At 69.2% G+C, this 13847-nt stretch carries 12 protein-coding genes; 1 reads left to right on the top strand and 11 read right to left on the bottom strand.

What is annotated here, in order from left to right; genetic code table 11:
* Positions 1–2: 2 nt before the first annotated feature.
* Positions 3–3767 (bottom strand): methionine synthase, encoded by a 3765-nt coding sequence (gene metH, locus G6N45_RS16040; protein ID WP_163723168.1) that lies wholly within the window; start codon positions 3765–3767, stop codon positions 3–5.
* Between the two features lie 316 nt (positions 3768–4083).
* Here metH and G6N45_RS16035 point away from each other — a divergent pair, with 316 nt between their 5' ends.
* Complete coding sequence (locus tag G6N45_RS16035; RefSeq protein ID WP_048417698.1) at positions 4084–4962, top strand: PAC2 family protein; 879 nt, start codon at positions 4084–4086, stop codon at positions 4960–4962.
* A gap of 10 nt (positions 4963–4972) precedes the next feature.
* On the opposite strand, the gene G6N45_RS16030 is transcribed toward G6N45_RS16035, so the two are convergent.
* The 10 genes from G6N45_RS16030 to G6N45_RS15985 form a co-directional block, all read right to left on the bottom strand.
* Complete coding sequence (locus G6N45_RS16030) at positions 4973–5965, bottom strand: patatin-like phospholipase family protein (protein ID WP_163723167.1); 993 nt, start codon at positions 5963–5965, stop codon at positions 4973–4975.
* Positions 5966–5975: 10 nt separating this feature from the next.
* Positions 5976–7400 (bottom strand): DUF1254 domain-containing protein, encoded by a 1425-nt coding sequence (locus G6N45_RS16025; protein WP_163728539.1) that lies wholly within the window; start codon positions 7398–7400, stop codon positions 5976–5978.
* Between the two features lie 17 nt (positions 7401–7417).
* The gene (locus G6N45_RS16020) at positions 7418–8296 is read right to left on the bottom strand and encodes an SDR family oxidoreductase (protein WP_163723166.1); all 879 of its coding nucleotides are present in this window, start codon (positions 8294–8296) and stop codon (positions 7418–7420) included.
* 28 nt (positions 8297–8324) lie between these two features.
* Positions 8325–9563, bottom strand: coding sequence for a cysteine--1-D-myo-inosityl 2-amino-2-deoxy-alpha-D-glucopyranoside ligase (gene mshC / locus G6N45_RS16015; RefSeq protein ID WP_163723165.1), 1239 nt, complete (start codon positions 9561–9563; stop codon positions 8325–8327).
* A 90-nt stretch (positions 9564–9653) separates the two neighbouring features.
* Positions 9654–10421, bottom strand: coding sequence for a 3'(2'),5'-bisphosphate nucleotidase CysQ (locus tag G6N45_RS16010; protein ID WP_163723164.1), 768 nt, complete (start codon positions 10419–10421; stop codon positions 9654–9656).
* A gap of 17 nt (positions 10422–10438) precedes the next feature.
* The gene (locus tag G6N45_RS16005) at positions 10439–11248 is read right to left on the bottom strand and encodes an Rv2133c family protein (protein ID WP_163723163.1); all 810 of its coding nucleotides are present in this window, start codon (positions 11246–11248) and stop codon (positions 10439–10441) included.
* Complete coding sequence (locus tag G6N45_RS16000) at positions 11232–11819, bottom strand: Rv2134c family protein (RefSeq protein ID WP_048417687.1); 588 nt, start codon at positions 11817–11819, stop codon at positions 11232–11234. Before G6N45_RS16000 ends, G6N45_RS16005 begins: the two co-directional genes overlap by 17 nt.
* A 27-nt stretch (positions 11820–11846) precedes the next feature.
* Entirely contained in the window at positions 11847–12545 is a 699-nt protein-coding gene (locus G6N45_RS15995; protein WP_163723162.1) for a histidine phosphatase family protein, read from the bottom strand.
* A complete protein-coding gene (locus tag G6N45_RS15990; RefSeq protein ID WP_163728536.1) occupies positions 12542–13372 on the bottom strand; it encodes an undecaprenyl-diphosphate phosphatase in 831 nt (276 codons plus the stop codon). Before G6N45_RS15990 ends, G6N45_RS15995 begins: the two co-directional genes overlap by 4 nt.
* 45 nt (positions 13373–13417) lie before the next feature.
* On the bottom strand, positions 13418–13729 hold the full coding sequence (locus tag G6N45_RS15985) for a hypothetical protein (RefSeq protein WP_179965187.1): 312 nt from the start codon (positions 13727–13729) through the stop codon (positions 13418–13420).
* Positions 13730–13847: the final 118 nt, after the last annotated feature.

The following is a 13847-nucleotide window of genomic DNA, read 5'->3' as shown; positions in this document are numbered from 1 at the left end:
GCTCAGTCCTCCGGGTTGTAGCCGAGGTTGGGGGCGAGCCAGCGCTCCGCCTCGACCAGGGTCCAGCCCTTGCGCTTCGCGTAGTCGGCGACCTGGTCCTGAGCCAGCCGGCCGACGACGAAGTACTGCGACTGCGGGTGCGAGAAGTACCAGCCGCTGACCGCGGCGCCGGGCCACATCGCCATCGACTCGGTCAGCTCTATGCCGGTGCGCGTCTTGACGTCCATCAACTCCCACAGCGTGGCCTTCTCGGTGTGCTCGGGGCAGGCCGGGTAGCCGGGGGCCGGACGGATCCCGCGGTACTTCTCCCCGATGAGATCCTCGTTGTCGAGGTGCTCCTCGGGCTGGTATCCCCAGAACTCCGTACGGACCCGCTGATGCATCCGTTCGGCGAACGCCTCGGCCAGCCGGTCGGCGAGCGACTCCAGCAGGATCGCGTTGTAGTCGTCGTGGGCCGCCTTGAACTCGACGATCTTGTCCGCGCTGCCCAGACCCGCGGTGACCGCGAAGGCGCCGACGTAGTCGGCCAGACCGGTCTGCCTGGGGGCGATGAAGTCGCCGAGGCTGCGGTTCGGGATGCCGTCGCGATGCTGGCCCTGCTGACGCAGGTTGTGCAGCGTCGTCAGCACCTCGGTACGGCTGTCGTCGGTGTAGACCTCGATGTCGTCACCGACCGCGTTCGCCGGAAAGAAGCCGATCACCCCGTTGGCGGTCAGCCACTTCTCCTTGATCAGGGTGTCGAGCATCTCCTGGGCGTCCTCGTACAGCTTGCGGGCGGTCTCGCCGGACGCCGGGTTGTTGAGGATGTCGGGGAACCGGCCCTTCATCTCCCAGGCGTTGAAGAACGGCTGCCAGTCGATGTACTCGCGGAGCTCGGCCACGTCGTAGTCCAGGAACTCCCGCACGCCGAGGCCCTGCGCCGGTACCGGCGGCGTATAGCCGTCCCAGTCGATCGGCGTGCGGTTCGCCCGCGCCTTCTCCAGCGTCAGCATCGGCCGCTCGGTCTTCTGCGCGTGCCGTTCACGCAGCGACGCGTAGTCCTTCTCGGTGGCCTCGAGCAGAGCGGGGCGCTGCCTGTCGTCCAGAAGCGCCGCCGCGACCGGAACCGAGCGCGACGCGTCCTTCACCCAGACCACCGGTCCGCTGCGGCGCGGCGCCACCTTGACCGCCGTGTGCGCGCGCGACGTCGTCGCCCCGCCGATCAGCAGCGGGATCTCCAGCCCCTCGCGTTCCATCTCGACGGCGAAGTTGACCATTTCGTCCAGGGACGGCGTGATAAGTCCGGACAGGCCGATGATATCGGCGTCGTGCTCCTTGGCCGCGTCCAGGATCTTGCGGGCGGGCACCATCACACCGAGGTCGATCACCTCGAAGTTGTTGCACTGCAACACGACTCCGACGATGTTCTTGCCGATGTCGTGGACGTCGCCCTTGACGGTCGCCATGATGATCGTGCCGTTGGTGTCCTTGGCGGCCGTCGCGCCATTCTCCGCCTTCTCCGCCTCGATGTAGGGCAGCAGGTACGCCACGGCCTTCTTCATCACCCGCGCCGACTTCACGACCTGGGGCAGGAACATCTTGCCCGAGCCGAAGAGGTCGCCCACGACGTTCATCCCGTCCATCAGCGGGCCCTCGATCACCTCGATCGGCCGGCCACCGGCCGCGGCGATCTCGGCGCGCAGTTCCTCGGTGTCGTCGTCGACATGGGCGTCGATGCCCTTGACCAGGGCGTGGGTGATCCGCTCGCGGACCGGGAGCGAGCGCCACTCCGCCGCGGCGGGGTCCTCGCCCTTCTCCGACTTGTTGAACCGCTCGGCGATCTCCAGCAGCCTCTCGGCCGCGTCCTCGCGACGGTTCAGCACCACGTCCTCGATGCGCTCCTTCAACTCGGGGTCGATCGAGTCGTAGGGCATCAGCGCGCCGGCGTTGACGATGCCCATGTCCAGGCCGGCCTTGATGGCGTGGAACAGGAACACCGCGTGGATCGCCTCGCGGACGGGGTTGTTGCCGCGGAACGAGAACGACACGTTCGAGATACCGCCGGAGATGTGTACCGCCGGAAGGTTCTCCTTGATCCACGCGCAGGCGTCGATGAAGTCGATCCCGTAACTGGCGTGCTCCTCGATGCCCGTCGCCAGCGCGAAGCAGTTCGGGTCGAAGACGATGTCCTCGGCCGGGAAGCCGACCTCCTCGGTGAGGATGCGGTAGGCGCGTCCGCAGATCTCCTTGCGCCGCTCCAGGTTGTCGGCCTGCCCCTGCTCGTCGAAGGCCATCACGACGACGGCGGCGCCGTACTTGCGGCACAGCCGTGCCTCGCGGACGAACTTCTCCTCGCCCTCCTTCATGGAGATGGAGTTGACGATCGGCTTGCCCTGCACGTTCTTCAGGCCGGCCTCGATGACCTCCCACTTGGAGGAGTCGATCATCACCGGCACACGGCTGATGTCGGGCTCGGCGGCGATCAGCTTGGTGAAGCGGTCCATCGCGGCGACGCCGTCGATCATCCCCTCGTCCATGTTGATGTCGATGACCTGCGCGCCGACCTCGACCTGCTGCAGCGCCACCGACAGCGCGGTGTCGTAGTCCTCGGCCTTGATGAGGTTGCGGAACCGCGCCGAGCCCGTGATGTTGGTGCGCTCACCGATGTTGACGAACAGCGAGTCCTCGGTGATGTTCAGCGGCTCCAGGCCCGAGAGCCGGGTCGCCACCGGGATCTCCGGCACGTCGCGGGGGGCCTGGCCCTCGACGACCTCGGCGATCTCGGCGATGTGCGCCGGCGTCGTCCCGCAGCAGCCGCCGACCATGTTGACCAGGCCCGCCTCGGCGAAATCGGCGACGTAACCGGCCTGACGCTTCGGCGACTCGTCGTATTCGCCGAAGGCGTTGGGCAGCCCGGCGTTCGGGTAGCAGGACACGAAGGTGTCCGCGATCCGCGACATCTCGGCGAGGTAGGGCCGCATCTCCGGCGCGCCCAGGGCGCAGTTGAGGCCGACCGCGAGCGGCTTGGCATGCCGGACCGAGTTCCAGAACGCCTCGGTGACCTGGCCCGACAGCGTCCGTCCTGAGGCGTCGGTGATGGTGCCCGAGACGATCACCGGCCAGCGGCGCCCGCGGTCCTCGAACAACGTCTCGATCGCGAAGATCGCCGCCTTGGCGTTGAGCGTGTCGAAGATCGTCTCGACGATCAGCAGGTCCGCGCCGCCGTCGACCAGGCCTCGGGCGGCATCGAGGTAGGCGGCGACCAGTTGGTCGTAGGAGACGTTGCGCGCGCCGGGATCGTTGACGTCCGGCGAGATCGACGCGGTGCGCGTCGTGGGCCCGAGCGCGCCGGCGACGTAGCGGGGCTTGTCCTCGGTGCCGAACTCGTCGCAGGCGGCCCGGGCCAGGGCCGCGCCGGCGTAGTTCAGCTCGTAGGCGAACTCCTCCATGCCGTAGTCGGACAGCGAGACCGCGTTCGCATTGAACGTGTTGGTCTCGAGGATGTCGGCACCCGCCTCGAGATATTCGCGGTGGATCGCGGCGATGATGTGCGGCTGCGTCAGCGTGAGCAGATCGTTGTTGCCGACCAGATCGCTCGGCCAGTCCTTGAACCGCTCGCCGCGGTAGCCGGCCTCGTCGGGCCGGTCCCGCTGGATCGCGGTGCCCATCGCGCCGTCGATCACCATGATCCGCCGGCGCAGAGCGGCCGTCAGCGCGTCGGTGCAGTCGGGACGGATGTTCGGCGCGAAGGCGTCCGTCTCAGGGATGTCCACAAGCGTTCCTTCCATTACGGAAGGCGTCCTTGACTCTGCCGAGCGTGGCGGATACCGGCTCATCACCGGAACCCGTTGCAACGCCTCTCGACGGAGAAAAGTCTAACGTCGTCTCCCGATCGACGTCTGGACGCCCACCTCGTCGCTGCGACCGGCACCGACACCCCCGCTCGGCGTTCACGGCGTCGTGCGCGCCGGCCCACTCGACGGTGTCGGCCCAGTCGCCGTCTCCAAGGGTAACCAGGAGCCCGCTGGGGCTATTTCGCCGACCGCGCGCCGGGGCGCGGGTCGATGCCCGTCATCTGACCCACGCAGGGCTTACGCTGGATTGGTGACCCCCTCGGATTTCGGCGGTCCGAAGCGACCCGACCTCCCTGACCTGCGCGACACCATCGTCGTCGCCGCGTTCGAGGGCTGGAACGACGCCGGAGACGCGGCCAGCGATGCCCTGGAGCATCTGGATGCCATCTGGGAGGCGGAGACGATCGTCGAGATCGACGACGAGGCCTACTACGACTATCAGGTCAACCGCCCGGTGATCCGCCAGGTGGACGGGGTGACCCGGGAGTTGGTGTGGCCGTCGATGCGGATCTCGCACTGCCGCCCGCCGGGCGCCGACCGTGACATCGTGCTGATGCACGGCGTGGAGCCCAACATGCGGTGGCGGACCTTCTGCGCGGAACTGCTGGCCATCGCCGACAAGCTCAACGTGCAGACCGTGGTGATCCTGGGCGCGCTGCTGGCCGACACGCCGCACACGCGCCCGGTGCCGGTGTCGGGAGCGGCCTACTCGCCGGATTCGGCCAAGACGTTCGGCCTCGAGGAGACCCGGTACGAGGGGCCGACCGGCATTGCGGGCGTGTTCCAGGACGCCTGTGTGCAGGCGGGCATCCCCGCGGTGACGTTCTGGGCCGCCGTACCGCACTACGTGTCGCAGCCGCCGAACCCCAAGGCGACCGTCGCACTGCTGCGCCGCGTCGAGGACGTTCTCGACATCGAGGTGCCGCTGGCCGATCTGCCGGCCCAGGCCGAGGAGTGGGAGCAGGCGGTCACCGAGATGACCTCAGAGGACGACGAGATCGCCGAGTACGTGCAGTCGCTCGAGGAGCGCGGCGACGCGGAGGTCGACATGAACGAGGCGCTGGGCAAGATCGACGGCGACGCGCTGGCGGCCGAGTTCGAGCGCTACCTGCGCAGGCGCGGGCGGTAGCTGCGCGCCTTCACCGGTACCGGTCGACGTAGTCCGCCCAGTCCCACGTGGTCAGGAAGTCCTCCCCCGCCCGCAGACCCTTGAGGTAGAGGGTGCGTTTCTCGGCGACGGTGAGGCCGAAGTCGAGGACCCCGACCTCGCGGGTGTCGATCCGGATCGTGCGGACGCTGACCCACGGCTGGTTCAGGTAGGCCTGGTCCCGCCCGACCAGGATCGTGGTCAGCACCTGCTCGAGCAGCGTCGGGGAGCCGAGCAGATGCAGCGGCCGCAGCGCCGGGATCACCTGGTCGGACTCGGCCGGCAGCGTGGGCAGCAGCGTCACGCCGAACGTCGGCCAGCGAGGCTTCGCCCCGTCGGTGCGGTCCAGCGAGTCGATCGGGAAGTTGGACAGCAGCCCGCCGTCGACGAGCGTGGAGGTGGTGCCGTCGGCGCTGGTCAGCGTCTCGGGATGGAAGAAGAACGGGATCGCGGTCGACGCGCGGACCGCGTCGGCGACGTTCTGTTCGTCGGGGTCGAGGCCGTAGACGCGCTCGTAGTCCCACGGCAGCCGGACCAGCTCGCCGCGGGTGACGTCGGCGACCGTCACCACCAGCCGGTAGCGCTGCTCCGGCGGCAGCTGCGGATCGTCGATGGCCAGGTCGGCGAACGTCGTCACCCCGAAGCCGGCGAGTTGCTCGGCCACCCAGCGCCGCAACGCCTCGCCCCGGTAGATGCCGCCGCCGCTGAGCACTCCCCACGCCGGGCCCAGCACCGGCACCCGTTCGATCGGCCCCGGGTCGAGGAAGGCGCGGTAGTCGATGCGCAGCGCCAGGTCCTCGAGCTGTCGCGACGTCAGGTCGCCGCGCTGCGCGGCACCCGCGAGCACCGCGCCGACCAGGGCGCCTGCGGACGTGCCGGAGATGCGCTGCGGCACATAGCCCGCGTCGACGAGTGCCGAGACGGCGCCGACCAGGGCGATGCCCTTGACGCCGCCACCGGAGAGCACCAGGTCGGCCTGCTTCACCGGCGCCAGGTTAGACCTTTTGCGGCTGCGGCGGCTTCCATGTGCCGTTCAGTGCGTCGGGCTTCGGCCAGTACAGGCGCAGCACCAGCGAGAACGGCCCCTTCGGCGCGGGCAGCCAGTTCGCTTCCCGGTCCAGCCCCGGTGAACTGTTCTGGATGTAGAACGTGTATCCGCCGTCGGGATCGGCGACCAGGCTCGGCAGCATCGGCGAGTTGATCAGGTAGCGGTTGATCGGGTTGGCCACCAGCATGCTCTGCGGCAGCTCGTAGACGGTCAGTGACCAGAAAGCGTTGACCGGCGGCAGCTGCCCCTTCGGGAACCGGAACGTGTAGTTGTTGGCCCCGGTCAGCGGGACGCCGGTGGAGTCGTTGGTGAAGCTCGGGTAGAGCGCTTCGGCGGCGGTGTTGCCGTAGATGCCGAACACCGCTCCGGCCATCCGGTACAGGTAGTTGCCCTTGAGGTCCTGGCGGGTGCCGAAGAACTGGGCCGACCCCACTTTGCCGGTGTCGATGTCGTTCTTCTTCAGCGCGTCGAGCTCGGCCCAGGCGTCGGCCATGCCGCCCTCGATCGCCGTGCGCATCTCGGGGCTGAGCTTCTCGGCGTCGAAGTTGCCGTCGGGCCCGATACCGATCTTCGCGAAGCGCTCGCGCAGCTGCGCCTCCTCGGGCAGCGTCGGCGCGAACCGCAGCGCGAAGTTCAGGATCTCGAAGAACTGCGGCGACGTGCGCTGCTGGTCGGGTGTCAGCGGCGGCACGAAATCGATCGGCGGGGCCGGCGCCGGCGAGGGCTGGTTGAGGAACACCGACAGCGGCGCCGCCTGGTATCCCGCCTGGATCTTCTTGACCTCGTCGATGTCGGACGGCCCGAACAGCTGCGTGCGGTACAGCACCATGGCGAGTTCGGTGTCCGACCGGATCACCTCGTCGATCCCGGCGGGTTTCTCGCCCTTCCAGTCCGGGCCGGCCAGCAGGTACTTGCCGCCGCCGTTGCCGGTGGTGCGGCTCCCGACGTAGGCGAAGTTGGAGGTGTAGCCGTCGACGAACTGCAGCGAGTAGTACCGGTCCTGCTGGATCGGCGGGACCGTCAGCACCAGCGGTTCGGTGCGCAGGTCGGCGCCGAGCGCCGAGTACGGCGTGTCCGAGTTGGGCGTCTGGACCGTGGTGTCCTCGGGGGTGAACACCCGGGCAGTGCTGTGCACCTGGTTCCAGCCGCCCTTGTACTGCGGGTCCTGCTTGTCGACGAAGTAGGTGTACTGCACGCGATAGTTGTCGACGATCGGGAAGCCGTAGATGTAAGCCTCTTTGGCGATGGCCCTGGCCTCCTCGGGGGTGACCGGCGCCGGTGTCGTCGACGACGACGGCGAAGACGACGAACTCTGCGACTGGTCACTCGCCTGTCCGCTGCAGCCGGCGACGACGATCATCGCGGCCGCCATGAGCAGAACTCTGATCTTCACCGGGTCTCCAGATCCTTGGTGCGGGCACCCATCGAGCGGCCGAGCGCGGCGACCTCCGCGTCCATCCGCGGGAGCAGGCCGGGCACGAACGTGCGGACGGGCCGCTCACCGAGCGGCGTGGACAGCAGGGGTTTGAGTAGTCGCAGGGCGCCCACCCAGCCAGGACTGTTGATCTGTCGTTTGCGGCCCTCGATGCCGGCGACGAAGGCCTGTCCGCAGGCCTGCACCGACGTCGTCTTGTTCAGCGGGAACGGCAACTTGGTCAGCATCTCCCGGAACGTCGCCAGATCGGCCTTGACGTCCTGCACCAGCGGCGTGTCGATCCAGGACATGTGTGCCGATCCGACGTCGACGCCGCGGTGGGACACCTCCAGGCGCAGCGCATTGGCGAAGTGCTCGACGGCGGCCTTGGACGCGTTGTAGGGCGCCAGCCCGGGTGCGGCCGCGTACGCGGCCAGCGACGACACGATCAGCACGTAGCCGCGGCGGTCGAGCACCGAGGGCAGGGTGGCCCGCACGGTGTGGAACACCCCCATCACGTTGACGTCCATCAGGGTCTGGAACGCTTCCGGGTCGACCTGCAGCACCGACCCGTAGGAGGCGATGCCGGCGTTCGCCATCACGACGTCGATGCCGCCGAACCGCTCCATCGCGTTCGCGGCCGCGGTCTCCATCGCGGCCAGGCTGCGCACGTCGGCCATCTCGGCGTGCACCCGCCCGGAGCCCAGCTCGTCGACCAGCGACGTGAGCGCGGCCCCGTCGAGGTCGGTGAGAACGAGATTGGCGCCCTTGGCGTGCAGGCGGCGGGCCACCTCTGCGCCGACGCCGCGCGCCCCACCTGTGATGAAGACTGTCTTGCCGGCCACCGATCCCATGGCGGCAACCTACTCCACCGCCGGGGTGTTACAGCTGAACTCCCAGCAGCGCGTCGACCGCCGTGGCGACGGTCTGCCCCGCGGTCCCGTCGTGCCCGCCGTAGGACAATGCATCGGTAGCCCAACCATCCAGCGCCGCAAGCGCTTTGGGGGTATCAAGATCGTCGGCGAGATATCGCCGCACTCGGGCCACGACGTCGGCGGCATCCGGCGCGCCGTCCAGCGAGGTCGCGCTGCGCCACCGGTGCAGACGCTGCTGGGCCTGCTCGAGCACCGCCAGGCTCCAGAACCGGTCCTCGCGGTAGTGGCCCGCGAACAGTCCCAGCCGGATCGCCGCCGGATCCACGCCGTCGCGGCGCAGCTGCGACACCAGCACCAGGTTCCCGCGGCTCTTGCTCATCTTGTGCCCGTCCCAGCCGATCATGCCGGCGTGCACGTAGTGACGCGCGAAACGCCGCTCCCCCGAGACACATTCGGCATGGGCGGCGGAGAACTCGTGATGAGGGAAGATCAGGTCGCTGCCGCCGCCCTGGATGTCCAGGCCGGTGCCGATGCGGCTCAGCGCGATCGCCGCGCATTCGACGTGCCAGCCGGGCCGGCCCGGACCGAACGGCGACGGCCAGCTCGGCTCGCCGGGACGTTGGGAGCGCCACAGCAGGGCGTCGAGCGGGTCGGTCTTGCCCTGCCGGTCCGGATCGCCGCCGCGCTCGGCGAACAGGGCGAGCATGGTGTCGCGGTCGTAGCCGGACTCGTAGCCGAACTGCAGGGTCGCGTCGGCGCGGAAGTAGACGTCGGGGTACTGCTGATCGTCGACGACGTAGGCCGCGCCTGAGGCCAGCAGCTTCTCCACCACCTCGATGACCTCGGCGATGGCCTCGGTGGCCGCCACGTAGTCGCGCGGCGGCACGACCCGCAGCGCGGCCATGTCCTCACGGAACAGATCGGTCTCCCGGTCGGCGAGCTCGCGCCAGTCGATGCCGTCCCGCTCTGCGCGTTCGAACAGCGGATCGTCGACGTCGGTGATGTTCTGCACGTAGTGCACGTCGTGACCGGCGTCCAGCCACACCCGGGCCACCAGGTCGAAGGTGAGATACGTCGCGGCGTGCCCCAGGTGGGTGGCGTCGTACGGGGTGATCCCGCAGACGTACATGGTCGCGGTGGAGCCGGCACTCACCGGCCGGACCTGGCGGTCGGCGCTGTCGTAGAGCCGCAGTTGCGGACCCCGACCAGCGAGCACCGGCACGCTCGGCGCGGACCACGATTGCATGGCTTCGACTCTAGACATCAGCCTCTGCGACAACGCCGAGGGCTGTTTCATTCCCGTTTCGTTCCCGGTCGTTCCCGATCGCGCCAGCCGTCAGCGCCGATAGGTCGACCAGATCACCTCGAGCAGCGTGTCGGCCACCTCGGGCCGGCACATCAGCAGGTCGGGCAGATAGGGGTCGCGGCGGTTGTACACCAGCGGGCTGCCGTCGAGGCGCGTCGCGTGCAGGCCCGCTGCCCACAGCACCCCGGCGGGCGCGGCCGAATCCCATTCCCACTGGCCGCCGGCGTGCACGTAGGCGTCCACGTCGCCGCGCACCACGGCCATCGCCTTGGCGCCGGCCGAGCCGATGCGCACCAGTTGGATGTCGAGCTCCTCGCGCATCCGCCACAGCACGGCGGGCGGCCGGCTGGCGCTGGCGGTGATCCGGATCGGCCCGTCGGTGCGCGGCGGCGGAGCTGTCACGGTGTCGGTGCGGTAGACCTCGCCGCGGGCCGGCAGCGCGACGGCGGCGTCGGTGATCGCTCCCCCGGCCGAACCGTCGCGTTGCCAGAGCGCGATGTGCACGGCCCAGTCGGCCCGCCCGGGCATCGAGTATTCGTAGGTGCCGTCGACGGGGTCGACGATCCAGACCCGGTCGGCGTGGACGCGCGAGACGTCGTCGGCGGCCTCCTCGGACAGCACGGCGTCCTGGGGCCGATGCCGGTGCAGGCGGTCGAGGATCAGCGTGTTGGCCCGCATGTCGCCGGCATCGCCCAGGTCGTAGGGGTCGTAAAACCCGATCTGCTCCCGCATGGACAGCAGCAGGTCACCGGCCTCGGCGGCCACGGTGGCGGCCAGCGCTGCGTCGGTGAGTGTCACCGGGTCAGTAGATCACGTCAGAACGCCGGCCACGGGATCGGGCGGCGCCGGTCGGGCGTGGGCATCACCGGATCGCGCAGCAGCGCAACGACTCTGGCGCGAAGCGCCGCCACCTCACGGGGGGTGACGTGGCAGCACAGCTCGGCTCCCAGCTCGCCGCGGAGCGCCTCGCCGAGCGACGCGACGCCGGTCAGGGTGTCGTCGTCGACGGGCTTGCCTGCCCAGCCCCACAGCACGGTGCGCAGCTTGTCCTCGACATGCAGGGTCACCCCGTGGTCGACGCCGTAGACCTGTCCGTCGACGCCGGAGAGCACGTGGCCGCCCTTGCGGTCGGCGTTGTTGATCAGGATGTCGAACACCGCGAGGCGGCGCAGCCGATCGTCGTCGGCGTGCACCAGGGTGACCTCGTCGCCGGCATAGTCGTAGGCCTGCAGGACGGGCAGGAAGCCCGGCGGGATCGCTCCGGCGGGCAACAGGTCGATCAGATCGGGCCCGGATGCTGCCGTTTCGTCGCCTTCGTCGTCACTGGGTTGGTCCACCCAGCGCTGCACCATCCCCGGCCCGGCCGGGCCGTCACGAATGATGGTGTAAGGCACCAGGTTCCAACCCAGCGCAGCCGAAACGAGATAGGAGCCCCGCTCCCGCCCGGCGAGCGTGCCGTCGGGAAAGTCCCACAGCGGCGCCTCGCCCCGCACGGGTTTGTAGACGCAGTGCACGACCTGCTCGCCGAGGGTCGACTCGCACAGGAATGTCGCATTGCTCGCGGAGCGGATTCGTCCCAGGACGGTCAGGTCGCCGCGATCGAGGACCTCAGACGTCGTCGACATCGTCGGACCCGCCCAGCGCGCCGCGCCGGTAACCGTTGGTGCGGACGCAGATGTGGCCCTCGGGATCGAGCGGCTCGTCACACAGCGGGCACGGCGGCCGTCCCGCCGAGATCACCCGATTCGACCGCGTCGCGAACTCGCGCGCCGACTCGGGGGTGAGGAACACCCGTACCGCGTCGGGACCCTCCTCCGCGTCGTCGAGTACCACTGACGCGTCGAACTCGGTGTCCGACACGGCGAGCAACTCCACCACGACCGTCTGGGCCTCCGAGTCCCATCCGAGTCCCATCGTGCCGACCCGGAATTCCGCGTCGACCGGCGTCACCAACGGGCTCAGGTCCTCGACCTCACCCGTGTCCGGCGGGATCGGTGTCCCGAAGCGCCGGTTGATCTCCAGCAGCAGCGCCGCGATCCGCTCGGCGAGAACGGCGACCTGCTGCTTCTCCAGCACCACCGACACGACCCGGGTGTCGTGCACGGCCTGCAGGTAGAACGTCCGATTCCCCGGTTGACCGACCGTCCCGGCCACGAAGCGGTCGGGAGTGCGGAAGACGTGGATTTCACGGGGCATGGCAGGTTCCAAAATACCGTGCGCGGCTCACCCGGCAGAACCGCCGACCACGGCGTCGCCTGCTGGGACGTCGTCGGTCTTCTCGGGCGGCGGCGGGGCGATCAACGCGGAGTTCAGCGCCGGGCCGGTGTGATTGACGTGGATCACGAACGGGCGCACCGCGGAGTAGCGGACCACGCTGACCGACGCGGGGTCGGCGTTGATGCGCTGGAAGCTGTCCAGGTGCGTGCCGAGCGCGTCGGCCAGCACCGCCTTGATCACGTCACCGTGGGTGCACGCGACCCACAGCGCGTCACCCCCGTGCTCCTCGGCCAGCCGGCGGTCGTGTTCACGCACAGCGGACACCGCACGCGCCTGCACGGCGGCCAGGCCCTCGCCATCGGGGAACACCGCGGCGCTGGGCTGCTGCTGCACCACCGCCCACAGCGGCTCCTTGACCAGCTCGCCGATCTTGCGTCCCGTCCACGAGCCGTAGTCGACCTCGGCGATCCGGTCGTCGATCACCGGCTCCACGCCCAACGCGGCGGCCAGCGGTTCCACCGTGCGGCCACACCGCAGCAGCGGCGAGCGCACGATCGCGCGGATGGGCAGCGAGCCGATGCGTTCGACGAGCGCCTCGGCCTGTTCACGGCCGCGGTCGTCGAGGTCGACGCCTTCGGAGCGGCCGGCCAGCGTGTGCGCCGTATTCGACGTCGAACGGCCGTGGCGCAACAGCAGAACGGTCATGTCGCCGCCACCACCCCGGTGCCGAGCAGGATCAGCACCACGGTGCCGAGCACCACGCGGTAGCCGACAAACCAGTACATGCGGTGGCGAACCAGGAACCGCAGGAACCACGCCACCGCGGCGAATCCGACGACGAACGCGATCACGGTCGAGACCAGCAGCTGGGGTCCGCTGGCACTCATGCCCTCCCCGACGGGTTCGAAGGCGTCGGGCAGCGAGAACAGTCCCGAGGCGAAGACCGCCGGGATGGCCAGCAGGAAGCCGAACCGCGCCGCCAGCTCGCGGTCCAGACCGAGGAACAACCCGGCGCTGATGGTGGCGCCGGACCGCGACACACCCGGCACCAGCGCCAGACACTGCGCCAGACCGACGGTCACGCTGTCGCGCCAGGTGAGCTGCTCGACGCGGCGGGTCTGTCTGCCGTAGTACTCGGCCGCGGCGATCACCGCGGAGAAGACGATCAACGCCGTCGCGACCAGCCAGAGATTGCGTGCGCCGGTGCGGATCTGGTCCTTGAACACCAGGCCGACCACACCGATGGGGATGGTGCCGATGATGACCCACCAGCCCAGCCAGTACTCGGTGCTGCGGTGGGCGGCGACGAACAGGCCGTTGAACCAGGCCTTGATGATCCGGCCGATGTCGCGGGCGAAGTACAGCAGCACGGCGGCTTCGGTGCCCAGCTGGCTGACTGCGGTGAAGGACGCTCCGGCGTCGTCGTCGAAGAAGATCCGGGACGCGATCGCCAGGTGCCCCGAGGACGACACCGGCAGGAATTCGGTGAGCCCCTGCAGTATCGACAGGACCACGACTTGTAGCCACGACATGGCAGGGACGTCCGTCACGACGACGACCGTACCGTGATTGCAGCGTCAGCGACCGTTCCGCGGAACCGGCTGCGCCGCCGCGACAGCGTCGCGCACCACGGCGGTCATGCTCCGCTCGTCGGTCAGATCGATGTCGGTGAGCTTGCGCGTCGCGACCGCGACGACGTCCTCGCTCTGGGGCACCGGGCCGCGCAGCCGCGGCCGGTACACCTCGACCACCAACTCGTGACGCTCGATATGGAAGGAGAAGCTGCGGCCGTCGCCGACCTGGCCGAAGCCACTGGCGTGTACACCAGTGGTGATGTCCTCGACCGCGAAACCCTCCGGGGTGATTTCGCGGTCCGTCGCGAGGGTCATGGTATGTACCATACCGCCGCAGGGGCCACCGCACCCCGCAGATGCCACCGGTCGTGTCTGACCGGGTTGCATACACTGGCTGTTCGATCAAGATCTGAACGCACGACCGGAAGCTACC

Source organism: Mycolicibacterium psychrotolerans (assembly GCF_010729305.1).
GTDB classification, from domain to species: Bacteria; Actinomycetota; Actinomycetes; order Mycobacteriales; family Mycobacteriaceae; genus Mycobacterium; species Mycobacterium psychrotolerans.
Note: the sequence above shows the minus strand (reverse complement) of the source record. Positions and strands in the feature narration are given on the sequence as shown.